General features: G+C 36.0%; 23 protein-coding genes. 6 read left to right on the forward strand and 17 right to left on the reverse strand.

The annotated features are described in order from the left end of the window. Positions 1 to 42 precede the first annotated feature (42 nt). From BOQ64_RS13360 to apaG, 3 genes are all read left to right on the forward strand, one after another. Positions 43 to 2,856 (forward strand): 2-oxoglutarate dehydrogenase E1 component, encoded by a 2,814-nt coding sequence (locus BOQ64_RS13360; RefSeq protein WP_129057334.1) that lies wholly within the window; start codon positions 43 to 45, stop codon positions 2,854 to 2,856. A 38-nt stretch (positions 2,857 to 2,894) separates the two neighbouring features. Next, positions 2,895 to 4,148 (forward strand): 2-oxoglutarate dehydrogenase complex dihydrolipoyllysine-residue succinyltransferase, encoded by a 1,254-nt coding sequence (odhB, locus tag BOQ64_RS13365; protein ID WP_065394207.1) that lies wholly within the window; start codon positions 2,895 to 2,897, stop codon positions 4,146 to 4,148. Between the two features lie 81 nt (positions 4,149 to 4,229). Further along, positions 4,230 to 4,619, forward strand: coding sequence for a Co2+/Mg2+ efflux protein ApaG (apaG, locus tag BOQ64_RS13370; protein WP_129057335.1), 390 nt, complete (start codon positions 4,230 to 4,232; stop codon positions 4,617 to 4,619). 3 nt (positions 4,620 to 4,622) lie between these two features. On the opposite strand, the gene BOQ64_RS13375 is transcribed toward apaG, so the two are convergent. Genes BOQ64_RS13375 through BOQ64_RS13390 form a run of 4 tightly spaced genes read right to left on the reverse strand, consistent with a single transcriptional unit; the run spans position 4,623 to position 7,836 of the window. After that, the gene (locus tag BOQ64_RS13375) at positions 4,623 to 5,339 is read right to left on the reverse strand and encodes a T9SS type A sorting domain-containing protein (protein ID WP_129057336.1); all 717 of its coding nucleotides are present in this window, start codon (positions 5,337 to 5,339) and stop codon (positions 4,623 to 4,625) included. A 16-nt stretch (positions 5,340 to 5,355) separates the two neighbouring features. Then, the gene (locus BOQ64_RS13380; protein ID WP_129057337.1) at positions 5,356 to 5,913 is read right to left on the reverse strand and encodes a 3'-5' exonuclease; all 558 of its coding nucleotides are present in this window, start codon (positions 5,911 to 5,913) and stop codon (positions 5,356 to 5,358) included. A gap of 48 nt (positions 5,914 to 5,961) precedes the next feature. Beyond that, positions 5,962 to 6,945 (reverse strand): glycosyltransferase family 2 protein, encoded by a 984-nt coding sequence (locus BOQ64_RS13385; protein WP_129057338.1) that lies wholly within the window; start codon positions 6,943 to 6,945, stop codon positions 5,962 to 5,964. Positions 6,946 to 6,951: 6 nt separating this feature from the next. Further along, complete coding sequence (locus BOQ64_RS13390; RefSeq protein WP_129057339.1) at positions 6,952 to 7,836, reverse strand: lysophospholipid acyltransferase family protein; 885 nt, start codon at positions 7,834 to 7,836, stop codon at positions 6,952 to 6,954. 80 nt (positions 7,837 to 7,916) lie between these two features. On the opposite strand from BOQ64_RS13390, the gene BOQ64_RS13395 reads away from it, so the two are divergent. Next, positions 7,917 to 8,486 (forward strand): thioredoxin family protein, encoded by a 570-nt coding sequence (locus BOQ64_RS13395; RefSeq protein WP_129057340.1) that lies wholly within the window; start codon positions 7,917 to 7,919, stop codon positions 8,484 to 8,486. A gap of 83 nt (positions 8,487 to 8,569) precedes the next feature. Here BOQ64_RS13395 and BOQ64_RS13400 read toward each other — a convergent pair whose 3' ends face one another. The 4 genes from BOQ64_RS13400 to BOQ64_RS13415 form a co-directional block, all read right to left on the reverse strand. Beyond that, on the reverse strand, positions 8,570 to 9,949 hold the full coding sequence (locus tag BOQ64_RS13400; RefSeq protein ID WP_262708765.1) for an aldehyde dehydrogenase: 1,380 nt from the start codon (positions 9,947 to 9,949) through the stop codon (positions 8,570 to 8,572). 102 nt (positions 9,950 to 10,051) lie between these two features. Then, entirely contained in the window at positions 10,052 to 11,614 is a 1,563-nt protein-coding gene (locus tag BOQ64_RS13405) for an MFS transporter (protein ID WP_129057342.1), read from the reverse strand. A 247-nt stretch (positions 11,615 to 11,861) separates the two neighbouring features. Continuing rightward, complete coding sequence (locus BOQ64_RS13410; RefSeq protein WP_129057343.1) at positions 11,862 to 12,908, reverse strand: HlyD family secretion protein; 1,047 nt, start codon at positions 12,906 to 12,908, stop codon at positions 11,862 to 11,864. 5 nt (positions 12,909 to 12,913) lie between these two features. Beyond that, the gene (locus tag BOQ64_RS13415; protein WP_129057344.1) at positions 12,914 to 14,170 is read right to left on the reverse strand and encodes a TolC family protein; all 1,257 of its coding nucleotides are present in this window, start codon (positions 14,168 to 14,170) and stop codon (positions 12,914 to 12,916) included. Between the two features lie 214 nt (positions 14,171 to 14,384). Here BOQ64_RS13415 and BOQ64_RS13420 point away from each other — a divergent pair, with 214 nt between their 5' ends. Further along, positions 14,385 to 15,188 (forward strand): helix-turn-helix domain-containing protein, encoded by an 804-nt coding sequence (locus BOQ64_RS13420; RefSeq protein ID WP_129057345.1) that lies wholly within the window; start codon positions 14,385 to 14,387, stop codon positions 15,186 to 15,188. Positions 15,189 to 15,419: 231 nt separating this feature from the next. Here the strand turns inward: BOQ64_RS13420 and rplI are convergent, their stop codons facing one another. From rplI to rpsF, 3 genes are all read right to left on the reverse strand, one after another. Continuing rightward, a complete protein-coding gene (gene rplI, locus BOQ64_RS13425) occupies positions 15,420 to 15,923 on the reverse strand; it encodes a 50S ribosomal protein L9 (protein WP_129057346.1) in 504 nt (167 codons plus the stop codon). Between the two features lie 111 nt (positions 15,924 to 16,034). Continuing rightward, positions 16,035 to 16,337 carry a 30S ribosomal protein S18 gene (gene rpsR / locus BOQ64_RS13430; RefSeq protein ID WP_002979091.1) on the reverse strand — a complete coding sequence of 101 codons (303 nt, stop codon included), beginning with the start codon at positions 16,335 to 16,337 and terminating at the stop codon, positions 16,035 to 16,037. Between the two features lie 31 nt (positions 16,338 to 16,368). Continuing rightward, the gene (gene rpsF, locus BOQ64_RS13435; protein WP_129057347.1) at positions 16,369 to 16,710 is read right to left on the reverse strand and encodes a 30S ribosomal protein S6; all 342 of its coding nucleotides are present in this window, start codon (positions 16,708 to 16,710) and stop codon (positions 16,369 to 16,371) included. 153 nt (positions 16,711 to 16,863) lie between these two features. On the opposite strand from rpsF, the gene BOQ64_RS13440 reads away from it, so the two are divergent. After that, positions 16,864 to 17,466, forward strand: a complete 603-nt coding sequence (locus BOQ64_RS13440) for a hypothetical protein (RefSeq protein WP_129057348.1) — start codon at positions 16,864 to 16,866, stop codon at positions 17,464 to 17,466. Between the two features lie 35 nt (positions 17,467 to 17,501). Here BOQ64_RS13440 and BOQ64_RS13445 read toward each other — a convergent pair whose 3' ends face one another. The 6 genes from BOQ64_RS13445 to BOQ64_RS13465 form a co-directional block, all read right to left on the reverse strand. Next, on the reverse strand, positions 17,502 to 18,845 hold the full coding sequence (locus BOQ64_RS13445) for a T9SS-dependent choice-of-anchor J family protein (protein ID WP_129057349.1): 1,344 nt from the start codon (positions 18,843 to 18,845) through the stop codon (positions 17,502 to 17,504). 108 nt (positions 18,846 to 18,953) lie between these two features. Next, positions 18,954 to 20,303 carry a chloride channel protein gene (locus BOQ64_RS13450; RefSeq protein WP_129057350.1) on the reverse strand — a complete coding sequence of 450 codons (1,350 nt, stop codon included), beginning with the start codon at positions 20,301 to 20,303 and terminating at the stop codon, positions 18,954 to 18,956. Positions 20,304 to 20,346: 43 nt separating this feature from the next. Further along, the gene (locus BOQ64_RS23120; RefSeq protein WP_164975808.1) at positions 20,347 to 20,505 is read right to left on the reverse strand and encodes a hypothetical protein; all 159 of its coding nucleotides are present in this window, start codon (positions 20,503 to 20,505) and stop codon (positions 20,347 to 20,349) included. Beyond that, on the reverse strand, positions 20,502 to 20,972 hold the full coding sequence (locus tag BOQ64_RS13455) for a hypothetical protein (protein ID WP_129057351.1): 471 nt from the start codon (positions 20,970 to 20,972) through the stop codon (positions 20,502 to 20,504). The genes BOQ64_RS23120 and BOQ64_RS13455 overlap by 4 nt, the downstream gene beginning before the upstream one ends. Positions 20,973 to 21,150: 178 nt before the next feature. Next, positions 21,151 to 22,581, reverse strand: a complete 1,431-nt coding sequence (locus BOQ64_RS13460; RefSeq protein ID WP_129057352.1) for a serine hydrolase — start codon at positions 22,579 to 22,581, stop codon at positions 21,151 to 21,153. 167 nt (positions 22,582 to 22,748) lie between these two features. Then, positions 22,749 to 24,056, reverse strand: coding sequence for a dihydrolipoamide acetyltransferase family protein (locus BOQ64_RS13465; protein ID WP_129057353.1), 1,308 nt, complete (start codon positions 24,054 to 24,056; stop codon positions 22,749 to 22,751). Between the last annotated feature and the right edge of the window lie 49 nt (positions 24,057 to 24,105).

Here is a 24,105-nt window from a genome sequence, read left to right on the forward strand (position 1 = left end):
TAATTCTACAAATAAATTTTAATAAATAGATAAACTGTAATAATGGACAGATTTTCATTCCTAAACGCAGCTCATTCTCAGTTAATTGAGGATTTATACCAACAGTACTTAAAATTCCCAGATTCTTTAGAACCATCATGGAAAGCTTTCTTTCAAGGCTTCGATTTTGCTTTGGAGAACTACGGAGATGACGATAACATTCAATTTATTCAGGCTTCGGCCAGCGCTGCTCCTGCAGTACAACAAATTTCTCAGGCGGTAACAAACGGAGAAGTTCCTGAACACATCAAGAAAGAATTTAAAGTCGTAAACCTTATTGAGGCTTACAGAACAAGAGGGCACCTGTTTACAAAAACAAACCCAGTTAGAGAAAGAAGACACTATACACCTACTTTAGATATCGAAAACTTCGGTCTTTCTAAAGCAGATTTAAATACAAAATTCAACTGTGCAGTTGAAACAGGAATGAAAGAGCCTGCTACTTTAGCAGATTTGATCAAGCACCTTGAAAGCATCTACTGTGATTCTATCGGAGTAGAGTACATGCACATCAACAATGTTGAAGAAAAAGATTTTATCAAAAGATGGCTTCAGGTAAATGAAAACCACCCAAGCCTTTCTGCAAATGAAAAAACAGAAATCTTATTAAAATTAAACCAGGCAGTTGCTTTTGAAAACTACCTTCACACAAAATTTGTAGGACAAAAAAGATTCTCATTAGAAGGAGGTGAAACATTAATCCCAGCTTTAGATCAGTTGATCTCAAGATCTTCTCAGTTAGGAGTAGATGAAGTTGTTTTGGGGATGGCTCACAGAGGTAGACTGAATGTATTGACCAATATCTTCGGAAAATCTTACAAACAGATCTTCTCAGAATTTGAAGGAAAAGAATTCGAAGAAGATGTGTTCTCAGGTGACGTTAAATATCACTTAGGATCATCTAAGAAGATCAAAACAGCTTCAGGAGAAGAAGTTTGCATTAACCTTACACCTAACCCGTCTCACCTTGAAACCGTTGCAGCTCTAGTAGAAGGAATCTGCCGTGCAAAAGTAGACGATAAGTATAAAGACTATTCTAAAGTATTACCAATCATCATCCACGGTGACGGTGCTATTGCAGGACAGGGTATTGCTTACGAGGTAGCTCAGATGATGACCCTTGAAGGATACAGAACAGGTGGTACAGTTCACATTGTTGTAAACAACCAGGTGTCTTTCACAACAAACTTCCACGATGCAAGATCATCAACATACTGTACAGATATCGCAAAAGTTACAGAATCTCCTGTAATGCACGTAAATGCTGATGATGCTGAAGCAGTAGTTCACGCAATCCATTTTGCAGCTGATTTCAGAGCAAAATTCGGAAAAGACGTGTACATCGATCTATTAGGATACAGAAAATATGGTCACAACGAAGGGGATGAGCCAAGATTTACTCAGCCTAACCTTTATAAGGCTATTTCTAAGCACCCGAATCCAAGAGAAATTTATAAAGAGAAATTACTTAAAGACAGCATTACTTCAAACGATGTAATTGCAAAAATGGAAACGGAATTCAAAGCCCTTCTTGATAAAGACTTTGATGCTTCTAAAGAGATCGAGAAAAACGTAATGGATGTGTTCATGGCTGAAGATTGGGTAAACTATCCAATCGGAAAAAGAGGAGCAGTTCAGTTACCAGTTGATACAAAATATGACTTAGCTAAATTAAAAGAGTTGGCGCTTAAAATGTCAACACTTCCGGCTGATAAAAAATTCATCAACAAGATTACAAGACTTTTCGATAACCGTGTTAAAGCTATTGAAGGAAACTCATTAGACTGGGCACTGGGAGAGTGGTTAGCTTATGCTACACTACTTGTAGAAGGTCACAACGTAAGAATCTCTGGAGAAGATGTAGAAAGAGGTACATTCTCTCACAGACATGCTGTGGTAAAAACAGAAGATACAGAAGAAGAATATATCCCATTAAGACACGTTTCAGAAAGCAGATTTGATGTATTCAACTCTCACCTTTCAGAATATGGTGTTCTAGGTTTCGACTATGGATATGCAATGGCTTCTCCAAATACATTAACAATCTGGGAAGCTCAGTTTGGAGATTTCGTAAACGGTGCTCAAATCATCGTTGACCAATATCTTGCAGCAGCAGAAGAAAAATGGAAAATCCAGGACGGATTGGTTATGTTATTGCCTCACGGTTCAGAAGGTCAGGGTGCAGAGCACTCTTCAGCAAGATTGGAGAGATTCTTAACACTTTGTGCTAATGAAAACATGGTAGTAGCAAATATTACTTCACCTGCTAACTACTTCCACTTATTGAGAAGACAGCTGAAATGGGCGTTCAGAAAACCATTGATTGTAATGAGTCCTAAATCTCTATTGAGACACCCTAAAGTAGTTTCTCCACTTGAAGATTTCGCAACAGGTTCATTCCAGCCAATCTTAGACGATCCAACTGCAGATCCTAAAAAAGTAGAAAAAGTAGTTCTTTGTTCAGGTAAATTGTACTTCGAATTATTAGCGAAGAAAGAAGAATTAAACTGTGATACTATTGCTTTAGTAAGATTCGAGCAGTTATATCCACTTCAGGCAGATGCTATTGAAGAGATCTTCAACAAATACGAAAACAGAAAACAATTAGTGTGGGCTCAGGAAGAACCTGAAAACATGGGAGCTTGGTCTTATATCTTAAGAAACTTCAGAGATACAGGAATCCAGGTTGTAGCTCCGGTACCAAGCGGTGCTCCAGCTCCAGGTAGCCATAAAATGTTTGAGAAAAACCAAAATGCAGTAATCAACAGAGTATTCGACAGAGACGATGCTCCTGCAAAAAGACCAGTAACAGCTTAATTAAATAATAATCAATTAAAAAATAAAAAATACTCGATATGTCAGTTTTAGAAATGAAAGTTCCTTCACCGGGCGAATCAATTACAGAAGTTGAAATTGCAACGTGGCTTGTAAAAGATGGTGATTATGTAGAAAAAGATCAACCTATCGCTGAAGTAGACTCAGACAAAGCAACTCTTGAATTGCCGGCAGAACAAAGTGGTGTTATCACTTTAAAAGCAGAAGAAGGTGATGTAGTACAAGTAGGTCAGGTAGTTTGTTTAATTGATATGGATGCTGCAAGACCAGAAGGTGGTGCACCTGCTGCTGAAGCTCCAAAACAGGAAGAAGCTCCAAAAGCTGCTGAACCTGCTAAACAAGAAGCTCCAAAACCAGCTGCTCCGGTTGCTGCTCCAACAACTTATGCTACAGGAGCTCCATCTCCGGCAGCTAAGAAAATCCTTGACGAAAAAGGAATGGATGCTGGTCAGGTTTCAGGAACAGGAAGAGACGGAAGAATCACTAAGACTGATGCTGAATTAGCAGCAGTTCCTGCATTAGGAGGAAGCCCTCTTACAGCTACTGGTTCTAGATCTACAACTACAACAAAACTTTCAGTTTTAAGAAGAAAAATCGCTCAGAGATTAGTTTCTGTGAAGAATGAAACAGCTATGTTAACAACTTTCAACGAAGTTGACATGTCTGAAATCTTCAGATTAAGAAAACTATATAAAGAAGAATTCGCTCAAAAGCACGGAGTAGGACTTGGTTTCATGTCTTTCTTCACAAAGGCGGTTACAAGAGCATTAGAAATGTATCCGGATGTAAATGCATCTATTGACGGAGACTTCAAAGTAAACTATGATTTCTGCGATATCTCTATTGCAGTTTCAGGTCCTAAAGGATTAATGGTTCCTGTATTGAGAAATGCAGAAAACATGTCTTTCAGCGCTGTTGAAGCAAACATCAAAGATCTTGCTACAAAAGTAAGAGACGGTAAAATTACTGTTGATGAAATGACTGGTGGTACATTTACTATTACAAACGGTGGTACTTTCGGATCTATGCTATCTACACCAATCATCAACCCGCCGCAATCTGCAATCTTAGGTATGCACAACATTATCCAGAGACCAGTTGCTGTTGATGGGCAAGTAGTAATCAGACCAATGATGTATGTTGCTATGTCTTATGACCACAGAATTATCGATGGAAAAGAATCTGTAGGATTCCTTGTAGCGGTAAAAGAAGGTATCGACAATCCTGTTCAGGTATTAATGGGAGGTGACGAAAGAAAAGGCCTTGGATTGTAGTTTTTAATAAAATTATAATATAAATATATAATCTCGCCTTAAAAAAGGCGAGATTTTTGTATCTATTAAGAAAATGCAATAATGATGTTTTCAAAAATGACTTCCAATATCAAAGTTTCAGTTATACCTGAATATGATAGTAAGAACAGTTATCCATCCGAAAACCGTTATGTTTTCAAGTACAATATCACTATAGAAAATGACGGAAGCTTTCCTATAAAAGTACTGAAAAGAAAATGGCTCATCTTTGATGTAGGATTTGGATATACAGAGATTATCGGAGACGGCGTTATCGGTCTGACTCCAGAGATAGGAACCGGCGAAAATTTCTCTTATTTTTCCAATGTAATGCTTCGCTCCGGAGTAGGAAATATGAGTGGAAAATACCTGGTTAAAAACCTTGAAACACAGGAAACGTTAGAGATTGATATTCCAAAATTTAACCTACTCTCGGAAGTTTTGAGCAATTAAAAATTATTCTTTGATAAATTGATGTCTGCTAATACCACTTTTAGATTTTACTTCCATAAAGTAGCCCCCTTTTAGCAGGTTAGAGACATTAATTTTAAAATCAGAAGACTGATTATTCATAATCAGTTTTCCTTCTGTATTATATACCTTTATCCATTCAATTCGTTCAGCATTTTTCAAATGAATGAAGTCCTCTTTTATTGGGTTAGGATAGATGCTTATTGTTTTTTCTGATTGTTTTAACAGGGTGTCTTTTGTTCCCAAAAGTCCTGATTGATAAAAAGCCTGGTCTCCATAGTTGTTGGTGATAACAAGCTCTCTTGTTCCGCCATTATAAGTAATAAGATAGCTGTAATTATTAGAACTCATGCTGAAATAATCATAATACTGATTATAAAAAGCTATATTTTCAGGGAGGGTACACGTATTTGTATTGCCTATGCCTTTAGCCCAGAAATTAAAGCTATTGGCAGTTATTTCGGCATTATATAACTGGGCCCAGATATTCGTTCCGCAAATAGGGCTATTCATGTTTGTTAATGCATTAGGCGCAGATGAAAACGTTAAAATAGGGCTTGCCATTTCACTGTTTGTAGGAATGGTATAGGTAACGTTATTCTTTACAATTTTCTTTAAATGCCAGTCTGCACCATGAAGTGCTGTTTGGGCATGAACAAAAATACCGGCAATAGCGGTTAGAGATAGTAGAAGTTTTTTCATGGTTTTTGTTTTAAAGTTACAGTTTTTTGATATATTTTTTTAATATTGTTTCATCTATTTCTTCATTTCTTGTAATAAATAATTTTTCAAAAGCCAGTAAAGAAATTTTTGCGCAGACCTCTGCATCCGCTCCGGCTCTATGGTGATTGAATTGTATATTATGGTATTCAGCCAAAGGCTTCAGTCCGTACTTTGGAAGATAGTTCCAGGATTTTTTTGCAAGTTGTATGCTGCACAGATAATTGATTTTTGGAGTAAACATCCCATAATGCTGAAGGCAGCCTCTCAAAACGGAAGAATCAAAGCCTGCATTGTGGGCAATCATCAATGATCCGTACATTAATTCCTCTGCTTCATGCCAGATCTCATCAAAAGTAGGAGCATCCTGTACATCTTCTGGCTGTATCCCATGCACTGCAATGTTAAATTTGTTGAAGTAGGGGAAGCTAGGTGGCTTGATGAGCCATGTTTTGGTTTCTACAATTTTAGAGTCCTGTACCACACAGATTCCCATCTCACAGGCAGAATTTTTCTCATGAGTGGCTGTTTCAAAATCTATTGCGCAGAAATCCATAACTGTATTTAAAGTTTAAAATTGTGTATAGTTTAAAACTATGTGTTTTTACTTTTTGCTTCCACCTAGAAAATGATTAAAGATTAACCATTTCGACTGATAGAACTGATTTGTTTGGTGTTTCTGACGAAGTTTCCATGTTCCCGGAAGTTGTGCATAAAAGCCGAAATGTGCCCTTACAACTGCCCAAAGGTGAGGAAAGCCATGTTTTAGCCCAAAATAAATTCCGGCTACACCATCCAGACAAAGCCTGAAAAAGATCAGCCAGATCAGCTTAGGAAATGGCAGGTTTTTAAGCATCATAGATAGGTTATTTCTTATGTTCAAATAAGTCTTCTGAGCACTTTGCTTATTCAGAGTTCCACCACCTACATGATATACTTTAGACTTTCCGGTATAAAAGATTTTCTTTCCTGAATTAATAAGTCTCCAGCAAAGATCAATCTCTTCCTGATGCGCAAAAAAACGCTCATCAAAACCTTTCTGCTCCCAAAAATCTTTGGAACGGATAAAAAAGCAACATCCCGATGCCCAGAAGATTTCTGTTTCATCATCATATTGTCCTTTATCTTCTTCCAGATCATCAAAAACACGTCCCCGGCAATACGGATAACCAAGGTTGTCAATCAGACCACCGCCAGCTCCGGCAAATTCAAAGAAATTTTTATGATTGTAGGATAAAACCTTAGGTTGAACAGCAGAAATTGAAGCATCTTTTTCAAATAGATTTAACACAGGTTCTATCCAGTTTTCCGTAACTTCTACATCTGAATTAAGAAGACAGTAATACTCATAGTCAATTTTCTTTAACCCTTCATTATAACCACCGGCAAATCCGTAATTTTTATCATTTTTAATGATTTTTACGGTAGGGAAATGGGTGTTCAGAAATGCTATGGAATCATCAGTAGAAAGGTTATCAATAACATAAATATCTGCATGTTGAGAAAACTGAACTACACTTGGAAGAAATTTTTCCAGCCAGTTTTTTCCATTCCAGTTTAAGATGGCAACAGCCAGTTTGTTCTGCATGTAAATCTAATTTTTTTCAGTATCAAAAATTTTGATAGAATCCTGATACTTCCACTTTCTGTGTGACCAAAGATAGTTGTCCGGATATTTATTTAACGTGTTTTCAAGCATTTTGTGGAATTTCCTTACCACTTCATGCTCTGTAAATTTTTCATTATCCGGATAGATTCTATAATAGTTTACCTGATAATAGCCACGTTTTACCTTTTTCATTTCGCAATAGATAAAAGCAAGATCCATTCGGGTTGCCAGTTTATCGTAACCAATGAATGCTGGAGTTCTTTGGTGCATGAACTCTAATCCATAGGTAACATGAGAAAAGTGTGGGGTTTGATCTGCTACAAACATATACGCAGAATCTCCGTTGTTTTCAGATCTGAAGATATTTCGGATCACTTCATTGGCTTCCAGAGCTTCATTCCCGAACTTATTTCTCACCTTTTTCATCTGATTTTCCCAAAAATCACTGTTTACCTTCCTGTAAACCGGATGGCAGTGAGCCTGCGGAATAATCCTGGCCAATGCATTAATCCATTCCCAGTTAAACACATGGCCGGCCAGTAAAATGATGTTTTTACCTTCCTTTTTGGCTTCGTGAAAAAGTTCCTGGTTAATATGCTGCATTCTTACTCTGGATTCCGTTTCAGAAATACTGAATGACTTTATAGTTTCTACCAGATAATCTGAGAAATTGCGATAGAATTTTTTTCGGATTTTTCTAATCTCATCTTCAGTTTTATCAGGGAAGGAATTTCTAAGGTTCTGGGTAATCACCTTTTTTCTATACCCTACCAGATAATAATTTAGGAAGAATATAACGTCCGAGAAAATATATAATATTTTAAGCGGAAGTTTTGAGATGAAAAATAATATTTTAATTAAAAAGCTCATAAAACAGGCAAATTTAGTGATAATAAAATTATGGTTCTATTTTTGCAGGGAGATAAGTATTATTTTTTTATTTTTATGTTATGAAAAAATTGACATTGATCGCTTTGCTGGGGTTAGGGACTTTAACTTTTGCACAGAACGTAAAGGACTTACCAGATAATGGAAAGCAAAAAACGGCTCTTATTGTGCCGACTGAACAGAAAGAATTGGATGCTAAGAAGAAAGCTGCTGAAGAAAAAGCAAAACTTCCTAAGCCATATAATCCAAAAGCAGATGCTCAGGCAGATATTAATAAATTGGTAGCGCAGGCTAAAAAAGAAGGTAAAAATATTATGATCCAGGCTGGTGGAAACTGGTGTATCTGGTGTCTTAGATTTAATAATTTCGTACAGGAAACTCCTGAATTGAAAGCTTTGGTAGATAAAAATTTCTTATACTACCACCTGAATTATTCTCCGGATAATAAGAATGAGAAAGTTTTTGCTCAGTATGATAATCCTGGTGAAAAGTTCGGATACCCTGTATTCATTGTTTTGGATAAAAATGGGAAGATGATTAAAGTTCAGCAGAGCGATGTATTTGAAGAAGGAAAAGGGTACAGCAAGGACAAGGTAAAAGAGTTCTTCAATACCTGGAAACCTAAAGCATAAAAAATTAAAAGGTTGTTTCTACTTGAAGCAACCTTTTTTATTTTCCGTAAAAAAAACTGCGTAATCCGTAAAAACTGCGAGAATTATAAAAACCTTTTAATCCAGCTTAATTTTTTCTCAGAATATGGTGGATATTTAATATTCGGTTCACCCCATGTTGTTTTTTCAAGCACTGCTTTTTGGTGAGAAAATGCTTCAAAGCCGAATTTCCCGTGATAATTTCCTATTCCTGAATTTCCCACACCACCAAACGGTAAATGATCATTGCTTAAATGCATTACAACATCATTGATGCATCCGCCACCAAAAGACAATCTTTGGGTAAAGTTTTCTTTTTCTTCAGTATGGTTGGTAAAAAGATAGGCTGCCAGAGGTTTTTCCTTTTCTAATATTGCATTCAGGGCCATATTGTAATTCTGGAAACCGATGACAGGTAAAATGGGTCCAAAGATTTCTTCCTCCATAATAGGATCGCTCCAATCTATATGGTGCAGAATGGTAGGCTCTATATATCGTTTTTCTTCATCAGAACCTCCGCCGAAATATATTTTTTTCTTATCAATAAGATGAACCAGTCTTTGAAAGTTACGATGATTGATGATTTTTGTATACTGTTCAGAATCCGGACGGTATTGAAACTCTTTTATATATTTTCTCAACATCTCCAGAAACTGTTCCTGTATGGATTCTTCAACCAATAAATAATCCGGAGCAACACAGGTTTGTCCGGCATTCAGGAATTTTCCCCAGACAATTCTTTTGGCAGCAACCTCAAGATTGGCATTTTTAGTAACAATGACTGGTGATTTTCCGCCAAGCTCAAGAACTACAGGGGTTAACTGCTCTGCAGCTGCTTTGTATACAATTTTGCCTACTTTGGTACTTCCTGTAAAGAATATTTTATCAAATCTCAATTTCAGAAGCTCTGTTGTTTCATCAATGCCACCTTCGTAAACATACAGATATTCGGAAGGGAAATTTTCATTGACGATTGTGGACATTGCTTTCATTGTGTTTTCTGCAATTTCACTGGGTTTCAGAATACAGCAGTTCCCGGCAGCAATAGCAGCAATAATGGGTGAAAGAGACAGCTGATAAGGATAGTTCCATGCTCCGATTACCAGAATATTGCCCAACGGTTCGGAATGAATTTTACTTTTTCCAAGCTGATTAACAAGGTTGGTGCCTACTTTTTTTGGTCTGGAAAGTGAATTTAAATTTTTCAGATAATAATCAATATCATTCAGAATAAAAGAGATTTCTGTGGTAAACGTATCGAATTTAGATTTTCCGAAATCTTTGTAAATAGCTTCATACAATAGATTTTCGTTGGAAATGATAAGCTTTCTGAGCTTTTCAAGATACATTTTTCTGAAGGCAAGACTTTTGGTCTGCTGTGTTTTAAAAAAATCTCTCTGACTCTGTAGAACTTTTTCAATTTCCATACGATAGCTTTTTTGTATTGAAAACAAGCAACAATAAACCGGCCAAAGTTGGGAGTTATTTTTGATGTTTTGGAGATGGTGGGTATTTAAGGATTATTTTAATTTCAGCTTTCTTTTTCTCTACATAATATTTCTAACTGCTATTCTCACCGGATGATAAAGGAGTAATAGGAGAGCTGTAATCAAAGCCAGCCAGAACAAACCTGTAAAAATTTCCATGTTGGAAAGCAGGATAGATTGAGCATTTATTTTGGCTTTAAAGGCACCTGCAGTCATGGATAATGATTCATTAACCGGGAGTTTTGCCATATTAGCTCCGAAAATTTGATTCCACTGACTGTAGAAGACCGGATTGGTATCTGTAAAATTAGAACTTAGGCTATCAGTATGTTTTAGAGTTAAAAATAACATCAGGTTTTGCATCAAAGCATATCCGATAGCGGTTGTCCAAAAGCGGGTAGTAGTCCCAAGAGCTGTAGCATTGGAAACATACTCTTCCGGTGTGGCTGAAATAAGAAAGAAAACCAGAGGTGTGAATAATAATCCCTGTGCGACTCCCTGCAGAAATAATGGCGGACAAATTGTGGAAAGGGTAGTATCCGGATAGAATGTATAGGTAAACCAGGCACAGTCTATGGCCAGTAAAAGAAATCCTGTGAAGAATACAATTCTTGATGAAACTCCTTTCACCAGACAGATTCCTGATAAAAAAACACCCAAAAGTGTTCCCGCAACATTCCAGTACTGAATATTGACAATATAATCCCATGGCCATTTCCATACGGTGGCCATAATGCTGTATACATTGTTTAACCCTGAACGGATTAGATAAAAAATAAAAAAGAGAATCATCCCTGCAATGACGTTTTTAGAACTGAAAACTTCAAAATGAAATAAAGGTCTCTTGGAATTTCTCTGTTTTAACATAAACAATCCGCCTGAAAGCAGAAATACAAACAGGCATATAATGATGGTGTCTGATTCAAACCACATCAGTCTTTTTCCATAAATAATGGCATAACCACCGGCCTGTAAACATACCCAAAGTAAAAACCAGCTGGAAATATCCAGTTGATATAATGGTTTTTTAGGGAAAAATCTGTTTCTGTTGAAGATGGCAATTCCGATGATAAGTACAAATACATGGAAATATACCATCATTAAGACCATATGCTGGAAATCATAGTCTTCAATACTAGATTTCAATAGGGAAGTGGTTACGGTTCCGCCAGTAAGCATAATAGAATACATAAAAAGATAAGCCAGAACTTTAGCGTGTTTTGTTTTCAGTTCTGCAATAATCAGAGGCAGGAAAATAGCTCCTTCCAAAAGTCCAAAAATTCCTTCTAAGAAACGGATGACGAGAATGATATGATAATCATTGGTAACTGATAAAACATAAAGGATAATTACCGAAATGGAAGACATCAGCAGAACATAATATTTCACACTGAAGTAAGCCATAAATCTTTGTAAAACTAAAAGGGTAACCACAAAGGTCCCATACATCAAAATCATTAGGTATTGGATGTCGTCTGAATCTACATCCATAAAAGAAGATGTGAAGGCACTGTTGGAATGTAACAGTGATAACAGCATCAGGTGGGGAAACAATGCCAATATAAGTAATGGCAGTTTCAGCCATTGTGGTACCCATTTATGATAAACTGTATTGTGTTGCATAGTTGTTTGGAAGGCTAATAAAATCAGTATTTAGCCATGGTTATAATAAAAAAGCGAAAAGACAAAAGGGCAAAGGGGTAAAAGTAAAAGGTAAAATAACAAATATGCTTAAAGAAAAAATCAGCAGATCTGTATTTTGCGGTCTTGCCTTTTCGCAAAAAAATAATTTTAATTTGAAGATTTGAAAATGAACTAATTTGAAAATGATAATACAACCGGATATTTTCGTACTCTAATACTCTCAACCCTAAATCTTCTTAGCACTCACCAGAACATTCATCCCGGAAAGCAGTTTCTCATTGTCTTTGTTATGATCCAGAATAATTTTTACTGGAAATCGCTGTTCAATCTTTACAAAGTTTCCGGTGGCATTATCCGGTTTTACTAAAGAGAACTGAGATCCTGATGCAGGAGAAACTGAAAGAATTTTTCCTTTGAATTCAACATCCGGGTAAGCATCTGCGGTGATGATGACTTCTTGAGTCTGATCAATCTGTCCAAGCTGAGTTTCTTTATAGTTGGCAATGATCCATTTTTCTTTGCTTACGATCTGTACTAATGCTTGGCCTTCTTTAATCAGTTGTCCTTCCTGAATTGTTTTCTTTCCTACCCAGCCATCATAAGGAGCTGTAATTACAGTGTATGAAAGGAATAATTTGGCATTATTAAGGCTGGCTGAGCTTTGTTGAATCTGGCTTTTAGCCGGAGCAACTTTGGTCTGTTGTTCACTAGCACCAGCTCTTACGGCATTTTTCTGCTGTTCCAGTGCTAAAAGGTTGGCTTTAGACTGTTCGTAAGATGCTTTTACATTTTCAAATTCCTGTTCTGTAGCAGCATCTTCAGCTAACAGATTTTTATATCTTTTATAATCCTGTTCCGTTCTCCATATATCGATTCTTGCAGAAGCAATTTTAGCATCAATAATCTTTGTATCACTTGCCTTTGTATTAACGCTGCTTTGAATGGTGGTGATATTTTCTGTATTAGCATTCAGATTGGCTTCAGCCATATGCACCTGGTTGACAAATTCCCTGTTGTCAATAACAATGAGTGTATCTCCTTTGTGTACAAACTGATTTTCGTTAAACTTTATTGTTTTGATGAATCCTGAAACCTTGCTGGAGACAGGAGTAATATATTGTTCGATTTGGGCATCGTTGGTGGTAACATTTTTTCTCGAAAAAAGATAGAAGCTTACCATTCCTGTGATTCCACTGATGATAAGAATCCATGCAAGTAAAGTAATACTCTTGTTAATTCTTTTTTCTTTTTGTGTCAGTTGTTTCTGTGCCATAGTTTTTATAAGTTTCCAATCGTATACTGGAGTTGATAGTATTTAAGTTGTCTGTTAATTTTTACGGAAATAAGATTAGATTCTGCTTCCAGATAGGTATTGTCTGCATCAATAAGCTCTGTAATAAGGCTTAATTTGTTGGCATATTTTGTTCTTACAATACGGTAATTTTCCTTTGCCTGATCAATAGCTTCCTCTGCTATTTTTACTTTTTGGTCTGTTTCTTCAAACTTTTTGTATGCTTCATACACATTGTGCCTTACTTTTTCTTCGTTTTCTTCAATCTGAAGTTTAGCCAGATCAATATTTTCCCTTGCTTCCTGCATTTTATATTTGTTTTTGTACAGGTTTTCGATAGGATAGGTAAGGTTAAGGCCAATCATTCCCAAACGATAGGCATAAGGTTCAGGGGGAAAGAACATCATATTCGGATATTTTAAGAAATATTCTCCACCAGCAGTAACTTTGGGTAAATAATTGGCTTTAATGATTTTCTGATCCAATTGTTTTAATGAAAGGTTTCTGTGAGTAATTTCAACGGATTCATTTTTGTTTAAAGCAGTTTCTGTTAACTCATCAACGTAAGGAATAGCTGCTTTATCCGAGATTAGATCCTGGGTATCCACATGCATTTCCTGCTGTTCCGGAAGGGAAAGAAGAGTTTTAAGTTTATGCTCAGCAATCTGTATGTCGTTGTCCAGTTCTGTCCAGCTCATTTTGTGGTTAGAAAGCTGTAGTGAAGTTCTCAATACTTCATTCACCGTAACTACGCCATTTGCTTTTAAAGCTTTTACCTGTTTAATGTTTACTGAATCTTCCTTCATTTTATCATTAATAAGATGCTGCTGTTCTTTCAAATGATGGATTTGAAGAAAGGCCGTAATCACTTCCATTGTAAGCTGTCTTTCATCAAGATGTGTTTTTAAAGTCGAAATTTCACTGTCAATAGCTGCTTTTTTCTCTGTATTCTTTATTTTTCCACCCATATAAACAGGAATGGAAGCGGATAACGTAAAATCATACATTCCGTTGATCGCATCATATTTTGTAGGCTTATTAAATACCCCATCCTGATATTGAAAAAGGTTGGTCACCTGATTATAGCTGGTATGAAACTCAATATCCGGAAGTTTTTCCATTTTCAGGTCTTTTTCCTTTGTGACGGACATTTCCTGTTTTAAATGACTGATCTGAATACTTTTGTTGTTTTTTAAACCAATTTCTATAGCCTGCTGTAGGCCAAGATGCTGGTAATCTATCATCTGTGAATGTAAAAAGTTGCTCAATAGTAAGCACAACGCTATGCACTGATATCGGCATGCGTTAAATATCATATTCATAAATTAATTAAAGGATTTTTGCTAAAATGATTTTGATACTGCAAATTTACGACTATGACCCTCGGATACTATTTGTGAAACAAGAAAAAGATTTGCTCATTTACGCCATTTTGAAAATTTTACCTACCTTTATTTTATGAATAACAGTCATTTTAAAGCCGTAGAGGAAGAAGATGCCGAATTTTATGTATATCATGTCCTTACCGGAAATATTACAACAGATATCCATTATCACAGTTCTGCCCAGTTAGTATACGCAGAAGGCGGTATTGTACATGTTTTTACTGATTTAAAGCACTGGTATCTTCCGGCAAGATGTTTTATGTGGATTCCTGCCGGAACACCACATTATCTTTTTTCTACCAGCCCTAAGGTGGAACTTTATAACTTTTATTTCAAAAAAGAAGCTGATGAAAATGGCTTTTTTGATGAAATTAATATTTATTCAGTCAATGATTTACTTAGGGAGATGATTTTGTATACTAAAGAATGGAATGGGAAAATCACAAAGAATGACGGCTCAAAATATTATTTCCTTAAAGCATTAAAAGGGATATTACCGGAAAAAAGAGATAAAAAGCTGGCATTCCCTGTACAACACCCCTTTCCCAAAGATGAAACTTTACTGAAGATAGCCAGATATATTCACGCCAATCTGGAGAAGCCCTTAACGATAGAATCTACGGCCAAAGAGTTTGGAATGAGTACAAGAACCCTTTCCAGGAAATTTAAAGAAATTTTGGGTATGAATTACGTCCGTTTCCTGAGAGCCTTAAGAATTACCCGTTCTCTTGAACTGATGCTGGAGGATAAATACAATATGTATGAAATTGCCATGATGGTTGGATACAATAGTCTGTCTTCTTTCAGTAATATCTTCAAAAAGGTAATTGGAGTCGCTCCAACAGAATATCAGCAGAAATTAAGAGGAGACCGGTAGGTGGGCAGTTGATTTTAAGGTTCGGAGATATCTGTAATGACAAAATATTTTTTACCAAGTTTTTATGTATTATAATTCTTGTATTTGAGTCCTTATTGAGTAGATATTTCGATGAAGTGGAATTAACCTTGACAGGCATACGATCAACACTGAAGATTGTAAAAAAGGCAAAAAAAAACCACCTCAAAAAATTGAAGTGGTCTTGTATGGTGAGAAATTCTCAGTCGCTTATTAAGCTTCTTCAGATTTAGCCTCTTCCTTCTTAGCGGCAGGAGCAGCTACAACTGGAGCATCAGAAACGATGTCGAATTCGTAGTTGTACTCAACATTTCTGTGAAGTCTGATAAGAGCAGCAAATTTACCAGTTCTCTTGATAGTGTTACCAGGAATTTTGATATATTTTTTCTCTACAGAAACTCCAGCTTTTTCTAAAGCAGCAGATAGATCAGCATTGTTGATAGATCCGAATAATTTATCACCAGTACCTACTTTTGCAGGAATAGTGATAGAAGTTTTCTTCAATTGCTCAACTACAGCATTAGCAGTTGCGATTAATTTAGCTTCTTCTTCTTTTCTAGCTTCTAATGTAGCTTCTAAAGCAGCTTTGTTTTTAGGTGTAGCTAAAAGAGCAATTCCTTGAGGAATTAAGAAGTTTCTAGCATAACCTGGCTTTACGTTTACTGTATCAAACTCAAGTCCTAAGTTTTCTACGTCTTTTTTTAGGATAATTTCCATTGTTGTTGTCCTTTTTAAGATTTTAGATTATAGTCTAAAATCAAGTTAGAATTAATGATGTATTCAGCAACAAAAGAAGAGATTGCTCTCTTCTTTTATTTATTTTTTGTCTTATTTTAATAAGTCAGCTACGTATGGTAGTAATGCAAGGTGTCTTGCTCTTTTGATAGCAGCAGAAACTTTTCTTTGGTATTTTAAAGAAGTTCCAGTGTATCTTCTTGGTAAAATTTTACCTTGCTCGTTCACGAACTGTAATAAGAAATCAGCATCTTTGTAATCAACGTGCTTAATTCCGTATTTTTTGAATCTACAATATTTCTTTTCAGATTTTGTATTGATATCAAGCGGAGTAAGGAATTTTACTTCTGATTCTCCTCCAGCTGAGGCTTGTTTAGCCATTTCATCTATTGCCATGTCTTGTCTTTTTAAAAATAGGGTTAATTAATTAAGCTTTAGCTGCTTTTACTTTAGTTCTTCTAGTTACAGCGTACTCAACAGCGTGCTTGTCAAGTTTTGTAGTAAGGTAACGGATAACTCTCTCGTCACGTTTGAATGCTAATTCTAGATCAGCAACTACAGTACCTTCTCCTTTAAATTCGATTAAAGTATAGAATCCGTTCTTTTTTAATTGGATCGGATAAGCTAATTTTTTTAATCCCCAGTTTTCTTTAGCAACGATTTCGCAGTTCTTTTCTTTTAAAAGATCTACATACTTGTTCACTGCTTCCTCCACCTGTGCTTCAGATAGAACGGGAGTTAAAATGAAAACAGTTTCGTAATTGTTCATAATGTTAAAAAATTTGTTAATTATTTCGAGGTGCAAAAGTAGAAATTATATTTTTAATATGCAAGAGTATTGATGAAATAATACAGCGTTAATCGTTGGAATTTGAGTATTGATGGTGTTTTTTATACCTTTGCCGAAAGAATTTTTTATTTCATGAAAACTAAAATGTATACGTTGCCTTTGTTGCTGATGGGAATTGCTTGCTTTTCGCAGGATAAAATCGCCAAGAAAAATGGAACCTCTTTTGAGGCTAAGATTATCGAAGTTGGGGCTTCAAATATTACTTACAAAGAGTTGGATTATCTGGAAGGACCTACTCATTCATTAAACAAATCCGAAATTTATAAAATCACTTATGCCAATGGAAAGGAAGACCTTTTGGGGAAATACCATAATGTTGAAGAAGTGAAGACTTTTATTGCTGATAAAATCAAAGAATTTGGAGCAGACCGGGATAATGGATCGTTAAGACTTGCTGCCGAATTTGAAGGAAATAATATCAGAATAAACTCGGTTGATAAAAATGGGAAACTTTATTATGAAGGAGATTTGTGGAATCTGAGTAATGTAGTAGAATTTCATAAAGTTTCTAAAAGGAAAAATGGTGATGCCTTCTTGAATATAGTAACCTACAAAGTAAAAAGATCAAGTGAAAAGCTGGATAAACTGGTGATTAGACTTATTAATTACGGAGTTGCTGAAGAACTATCAGAAGCCTTTAAAGATTTAAATATAATGCTGAAAAAAGACCTGTAAAAAACAGGTCTTTTTTTATGGGTGATATGTTTCAGTTATTTCTTAATCACTTTTACAGACTGTAATCCGTTTTCTGTATGTGCGGTCACAATATAGCTTCCTGAGGAAAGTTTAGACAAATTAACATTGAATTTATTTTGATTGATTTCTGAACTCAGAACCGTTCTGCCCGAAGCATCTGTAACGTATATAGAGCTCACTTTCACTTTGGAATCAATATTTAAGATATCCGTTACAGGATTAGGATAAACTTTGAACGTAGTTTCTTTTTTACTGACTTCATTTACCGCAAGGTTGCTGGCAATTACATTTACGGTGTAATCTTCAGCCTGACCAAATTCTCCACCTTTACAAGGAAGGATGATATTCGGATCATTATCAAAAGTATCAAACATTTTTTTTACTCTCATTCTTGTGTTTCCTACAAGAGCATTAGCCGGAACAGCAATAGAATGTACAGCCTGGATAGCATCAGTGCCGTCAGAGTTTTGTATGGTTTGCGTTACCGGGTAAACTTCGCCTGCTTCATCCATAATACCATTATGATTCCAGTCGATAAATACAACAAAGCTGTCTGTCCAGTTTCCGCCTGTATTTCCTTTTAAGGTAATATTGTAAGACTGTCCCTGGGTAACAGTAGCAGTCTGATTAAGGAAATATTCATGAGAGACACCAGCACCTATTGCATTACTTGTTGTATTATTAATCCCTGCAAAATTTACTAATGTGATGGGTTCATCAAGAGGATCACCAGAGCTGTCAATAAATTGTAATGGCCCACAATAAGAAGGTGGTGGTTGAACAAAAGTATAATCTACTTTAATATTATCCACTGCCAGCATAAATTTATCTGTGCTGTTATTCACAAAAGCGACCCTTACATTCTGGCCGATATAAGGGGTAAGGCTTACTGCCCGGCTTGTCCACCAGGAATTTTCACCTGTTGTATTGTACAGCTGTACTGTAAAATCGGCAACAGTGTTTCCTCCGTTAGGGGCAAGCATTACTTTATAGCCATCCGGATAGTCAGGATCTTGGGCTTTTGCATCCCAGTATAATGTAGGTGATGCACCGGATACTGCTACAGGTGGTGAAATGAGCCAGTCATTTGATGTTCCGGCAGGGGTGTACCATGAGGTACTCATCGCGGCAAAATTACCTGCAGGACCTCCGAAGTTTCCATCGGTACCCTGTCGGTCAATTCTATTCCATCCATTGGATATAAAGCTTACGGCAGTGGCAGGAGTAAGCCCGTCCACATTAATTACTGTCCAGGCAGCAATGCCAGGTCCGGTTCCATCAAAGTTTTCCTGAAATATCTGGCTATAGCCCAATACAGGAAGAGCAACTAATGTTGCATGTAGTAAAATTTTTCGCATAACAGAAATGTTTTATTTGGTTGTATTCCAAATATAGTGACTTTTATGCTAAGATCCAAATCTACAGTGTTTTATGATATTTAAATTCCGTTTTTGTTATTGATTCAATTAGTCTTTTCTGAGTTCTGTTAAAAAATTAATTTTTAATACGTCGTAAAGAGAATGCCTGCTTACCAGGATTGAGGCAATAGAAGAAACCATGCCGGCAAGCATCAGATGAAAAATCAAAGAATGTCTGTCGGTCATTTCCAGTACAATGATGGCTGATGTAAATGGAGCACGTGTAATTCCGGTAAGAAAAGCTACCATCCCGCCTAAAATCACTACATTGGTTTCATTGGGAGTTAAATGAATGACCCCCGAAATAACAGATCCGATACTAGCCCCTGCAGTTAAAGCTGGAGCGAAAATACCTCCGGCACCTCCTGAAGTAAAAGATAGGGCAGGGCCAAGCATTCGTAAGATAGGAACATACCAGTCTTCATGCTTATCCTTAGTAAAAAGTACCCGTTCCATAATCTCTTTTCCAGATCCCAAAATTTCTCTATTGATAAAATAGGCAATTGATGCAATGATTAAAGCACATACAACAAGAAATGCCACATTAGCTCTGTCTGTTTTCAGGGTTTTCTTTTTCCAGCTATTAATTTTAAGCATAATCACAGAAAGCTGGCTGGCCATAATTCCGGCTGTAGCGGCTACAAGCATAATAGGGAACATCACCATCAGAGAAACATCATTGGTTTTCGGGTATCCTAAATACAAATAAGATCCGGCTAAAGTCTGTGCCGTAAGACCAGCAATGATAACGGCTGTAAATAAGGCTGTTTTAAAGTAGTTAATGTGTGTTTTTGATAATTCTTCCACTGCAAATACAATTCCGCCAAGAGGAGTGTTAAAAGCGGCTGCAAGCCCGGCTGCGGCTCCTGTCATAATCATATTCTTTTTAGAAATCTTAGGCCACCAGTCCGGAAGATATTCATTTACTTTCCTGAAAACGGAGCCTGCAATCTGAATAGTAGGACCTTCACGACCTACAGCACCACCACCAATTACCAGAACTACAGAAGAAATGATTTTAAAAATAATAATTTTAAGACTTAGCAGGCTTCTGATCTTTGTGTGTTCCTTCGGGTTAGCTAGTTCTACGGCGGCCATCACCTGTGGAATACCGCTTCCTTTAGCATTGGGGGCAAATTCCTTTACCAGCCACCATGATAGCACAAATCCAATGGGAGCAATGATGAAAATCATCCATGCATGCCAATTAAAAATAAAATTCATGAGATTTTCGCCCCATGCAAATACTTGGGCATACAATACGGCGAAAAATCCGGTAATCACAGATCCAATCCAAAAGGGGATAGCCTGCAGAAGATTGTTTTTCAGCTGTTCATTCCGGATGTTATCAAATGATTTTTTTAGAGATTGGCGAAAAAGGATAAGGATTTTCAGCATTTGTTGGTTTTGAGGGATGAAATTACGGCAAAAAATCTGAAGTTTAAATTTCTTCCAAAAATTTCGAGACCATTAAAGCATTATCAATGTTTAAAGCTTTTGGTATTCTCAAACCTGCAATACTGTTTTTAACCTCTATTTTGAAATGGTCATCAGAAATAGATTTTATGGTTTCCTTTCTTTTAGGATTTAAAAATTTCATTGTTTTGTATGGATCGCTGCCCAGAACATAAAAATCTTTGAAATCTTTGTTTTCCTTAAAATTGATATTAAAATTACTGAATATTCCGGCAATTCTGTCTGCAAGATTTTTTTGTTGATAGAAATAAAACCAAAGTCTTCCTCTAATCTCTTTAGTCCCCAAACTTCTAACGTATCATATTTATCCGTTGTACGAGATCCTTTGGCTGAAGTTCCTATCAGATTAACAATGAAAAGATAAAACGTGTTTGTTTTACTTTTGGAGGTAATGTGATAACAGAGCTTGGGTTCTTCTAAAAAATCTATATTTTGCGATTTGAACTGATTGTATGGAGAATCTTCAATATCTACTGCTGAGACATCATAAATTACAGATAATTGGTCATAAATTTCCAAGATCAACTTTTCATCTTCTTTGGAAAAATCAAATAATTGAGTCACATATAATTTTCTGAAATCCAATTCCATTTTGTGTACGGGTTTTGTTTTAAAGATACATCAGAGTGTTCAGTTATCATCTACTCCGGAATATAAAAATACATGATTTTTTATAAAGTTTATCATTACTGAAAAAAGTTTGAAAAAACAGAAAACCCTGACTTTTAATCAAGGTTTTCCATTTTTAAACTCAATGTTTACAGGATAACTATTTATTTTTCATTACAGCTTCTATTTTTTGAATCATGTTTTCAGCATTGGTGTTTTCAGGATTTAAGGCTAACGATTTTTTATAATGCTCTAAAGCTAAAACATAATTTCTGGCTGAAAAATAGCCTTCACCCAGGCTGTCGAAAGCATTAGCTGATTGCGGATGGTCTTTAACATTGATAGAGAAAACCTTAATAGCTTCCTCCATTCTTGAATTTCTCAATAAGATGTAGCCTATGTCATTCAGTGTGTTTTCAAAATTCCATGTTGGATTTTGTGCTTTGATGGAATAATAGATTTTTTCAGCACCAGGGTTGTCTTTTTTAGCGAATTCAGAGATAATGGTTTCTTCTGCTAGTAAATGGTCATCTGTCAGGTTTTTATCAATAATAGCAGCAATATGATTGATAATCCGATACTGAACAGGAAATAAGCTGTACCCGTTAGACATTATAACTATTGCCATATTGTTCTGAGGATATATCTTATAGGCACTTACATTTCCACCTGAAAAATTGTAAGAAGCTGTATTATTTATTTTACTAATGTCCCAGCCGTAGGTGAAAATATCTTTTTTATTACCGAAATCAAAGGGTTGCCACATCATTTTTTTTGTTTTTTCATCTAAGAAATCACCTTTACTAAGATGGCTGCTCCATTTTAAAAATGCAGGAAGTGTTATGGCTATCCCATTGGCAGAATGTGCCCTTGTTCCACTAATATCTGTGGATTTGTCATACTGTTTTTTTTCAGGATTGTAATTGTATTTTACAACCCGGTTAGGGATTTTTTCGAGAGCATTTGAAGAAAAAACAACCTGATTTTTAGAGTCTTCAAACTGATTGTTCAGGATGAAATTTTCAAAAGACTGTCCTGTGATTTTTTCAATAATCATGGTAAGAAGAAAATAATTCGTTTGATTGTAACTGAATTGATTTCCCGTTTTAAAATCCATTTTTTCTTTAGCCAACCGTTCAATAACCTTAGCATTAGAATCATCTACAGAAATATCATTAAAGACTATGAGATTTGGAATTCCTGAAGAATGGGTTAATAAGTGTTTTACTTTAACCTCCTGCCATTCTTTAGGTAGGTTTTCAAGATATTTTGAAATATTGTCTTCCAAAGATAATTGACCTTTTTCAATCAGCTGAAAAGCACTAACATTCGACATCAGCTTTGAGGTAGAGTATATTCTGAACATAGAATTTGAATCCACCTTTTTATCATTTTCCAGGGTTTCTGTGCCGTAATATTGCTGGAAAATAACCTTATCATCTTTTATGACTCCAAGAGCAAGCCCGGGAATTTGGTTGATTTTCATTACTTCTTTTACGTACTGATCAATTAATGCTGATTGTTCAGTTTTCTGAGTATAGGCTATGATGGAGATGCTTAAAGCTAATGTGTTTAAAATGAAATGTTTCATAGGTATTCTGGTTTATATAAAAGACAATTTAACCCCAAGTTATATTACTTTCTGATTAAAAGATATACAGATTAATCCCACAAAAAAACCTCCGATAAAAATCGAAGGTTTTATATGTATAGTGTGATCAGCGTTAAGGAAATTACTCATTGCTGATTACTCATTACTTATATTTCTGTGTTCAGATCCCAGTTTTCAAGGTAGTCGTGAACATGCTTAAGCATCATTCCACCTAGAGAACCATCTACCACTCTGTGGTCATAAGAGTGAGACATGAACATTAGGTTTCTGATAGCGATTACATCACCATCAGCAGTTTCAAGAACTGCAGGTTTCTTAACGATAGCTCCGATAGCAAGGATGGCTACCTGTGGCTGAGGAATGATTGGTGTTCCCATAAGGTTTCCAAAGCTTCCTACGTTAGAAATTGTATATGTTGCACCTTGAGTATCTTCTGGTCTTAATTTCTTGTTTCTTGCTCTGTAAGCTAAATCATTGATCGCTTTAGCAAGACCAGAAAGAGATAACTGATCTGCATTTTTGATTACAGGAACAATAAGGTTTCCGTCTGGTAGAGCTGTAGCCATACCGATGTTGATGTTTTTCTTTTTAATGATATTCTCACCATTTACAGAAACATTGATCATTGGGAAATCCTGGATTGCTTTTACTACAGCTTTCACAAAAATAGGCATGAAAGTAAGCTTTTCACCTTCACGTTTTTCGAAGGCTGCTTTATTTTTTGCTCTCCATTTTACAACGTTGGTAACGTCTGTTTCAATGAAAGAAGTTACGTGTGGAGCAATTTGTTTTGCTTTTACCATGTTTTCCGCGATGATCTTTCTCATTCTGTCCATTGGAATGATTTCGTCACCTGCAGCAGCGGTAATGGTTGCAGCTGGCGCTGAAACAGGAGCAGGAGCAGAAACTGTCTGCTGAACCGGAGCAGCCTGTTGAGCTGGTTGGCTTCCTCTGTTAGCAACGTAAGCTAAAATATCTTCTTTAGTAATTCTTCCTTCTAAACCGCTACCTTTAATAGATTTAAGTTCAGTTTCAGAAATGTTTTCCTGTTGTGCAATTGATTTTACAAGTGGAGATAAGTAAAGATCTCCTGAGAATTCTGCATTGGATGCAGCCACAGTTTGTAAAGGCTGCTCAATAGTTTGTAAAGTTTCAGTATCCGGAGTCGTTGCTGGTGTTTCTGTGGTTACTTCCTCAGAAGCAGAACCTTCTCCTTCAATTTCTAAAATAGCAATGGCCTCACCTACTTTTGCAACTTCATCTTTTTGCTTTAAAATTTTTACGATTTTCCCCGAAACTGGTGTCGGAACGTCTGAATCTACTTTATCTGTTGCAATTTCTACTACAGAGTCATCCTCTTTTACGTTATCACCTTCATTGAATAACCAAGTGATAATTGTCGCTTCCATAACCCCTTCTCCCATGGAAGGAAGCAATAATTTGTATTCTGCCATTTTTGATTTTTAGATTTTGACAAATATATAAAAAAATCGGTTTTTTTAT

It is taken from the genome of Chryseobacterium sp. CH25 (assembly GCF_004119455.1).
Lineage (GTDB): Bacteria > Bacteroidota > Bacteroidia > Flavobacteriales > Weeksellaceae > Chryseobacterium.

Bases quoted from the DNA above. Each gene is read 5' to 3' on its own strand.
- BOQ64_RS13360 (WP_129057334.1), top strand. From the start codon at position 43: ATGGACAGATTTTCATTCCTAAACGCAGCTCATTCTCAGTTAATTGAG.
- rpsR (WP_002979091.1), bottom strand. From the start codon at position 16,337: ATGGCAATAGATGAAATGGCTAAACAAGCCTCAGCTGGAGGAGAATCA.
- BOQ64_RS13455 (WP_129057351.1), bottom strand. From the start codon at position 20,972: ATGGAATTGGATTTCAGAAAATTATATGTGACTCAATTATTTGATTTT.
- BOQ64_RS23120 (WP_164975808.1), bottom strand. From the start codon at position 20,505: ATGAAATTTTTAAATCCTAAAAGAAAGGAAACCATAAAATCTATTTCT.
- BOQ64_RS13390 (WP_129057339.1), bottom strand. From the start codon at position 7,836: ATGAGCTTTTTAATTAAAATATTATTTTTCATCTCAAAACTTCCGCTT.
- BOQ64_RS13385 (WP_129057338.1), bottom strand. From the start codon at position 6,945: ATGCAGAACAAACTGGCTGTTGCCATCTTAAACTGGAATGGAAAAAAC.
- BOQ64_RS13375 (WP_129057336.1), bottom strand. From the start codon at position 5,339: ATGAAAAAACTTCTACTATCTCTAACCGCTATTGCCGGTATTTTTGTT.
- BOQ64_RS13405 (WP_129057342.1), bottom strand. From the start codon at position 11,614: ATGCAACACAATACAGTTTATCATAAATGGGTACCACAATGGCTGAAA.
- BOQ64_RS13440 (WP_129057348.1), top strand. From the start codon at position 16,864: ATGAAAACTAAAATGTATACGTTGCCTTTGTTGCTGATGGGAATTGCT.
- BOQ64_RS13460 (WP_129057352.1), bottom strand. From the start codon at position 22,581: ATGAAACATTTCATTTTAAACACATTAGCTTTAAGCATCTCCATCATA.
- BOQ64_RS13380 (WP_129057337.1), bottom strand. From the start codon at position 5,913: ATGGATTTCTGCGCAATAGATTTTGAAACAGCCACTCATGAGAAAAAT.
- BOQ64_RS13445 (WP_129057349.1), bottom strand. From the start codon at position 18,845: ATGCGAAAAATTTTACTACATGCAACATTAGTTGCTCTTCCTGTATTG.
- BOQ64_RS13415 (WP_129057344.1), bottom strand. From the start codon at position 14,170: ATGATAGATTACCAGCATCTTGGCCTACAGCAGGCTATAGAAATTGGT.
- BOQ64_RS13420 (WP_129057345.1), top strand. From the start codon at position 14,385: ATGAATAACAGTCATTTTAAAGCCGTAGAGGAAGAAGATGCCGAATTT.
- odhB (WP_065394207.1), top strand. From the start codon at position 2,895: ATGTCAGTTTTAGAAATGAAAGTTCCTTCACCGGGCGAATCAATTACA.
- BOQ64_RS13410 (WP_129057343.1), bottom strand. From the start codon at position 12,908: ATGGCACAGAAACAACTGACACAAAAAGAAAAAAGAATTAACAAGAGT.
- BOQ64_RS13465 (WP_129057353.1), bottom strand. From the start codon at position 24,056: ATGGCAGAATACAAATTATTGCTTCCTTCCATGGGAGAAGGGGTTATG.
- BOQ64_RS13450 (WP_129057350.1), bottom strand. From the start codon at position 20,303: ATGCTGAAAATCCTTATCCTTTTTCGCCAATCTCTAAAAAAATCATTT.
- apaG (WP_129057335.1), top strand. From the start codon at position 4,230: ATGATGTTTTCAAAAATGACTTCCAATATCAAAGTTTCAGTTATACCT.
- BOQ64_RS13395 (WP_129057340.1), top strand. From the start codon at position 7,917: ATGAAAAAATTGACATTGATCGCTTTGCTGGGGTTAGGGACTTTAACT.
- rpsF (WP_129057347.1), bottom strand. From the start codon at position 16,710: ATGAACAATTACGAAACTGTTTTCATTTTAACTCCCGTTCTATCTGAA.
- rplI (WP_129057346.1), bottom strand. From the start codon at position 15,923: ATGGAAATTATCCTAAAAAAAGACGTAGAAAACTTAGGACTTGAGTTT.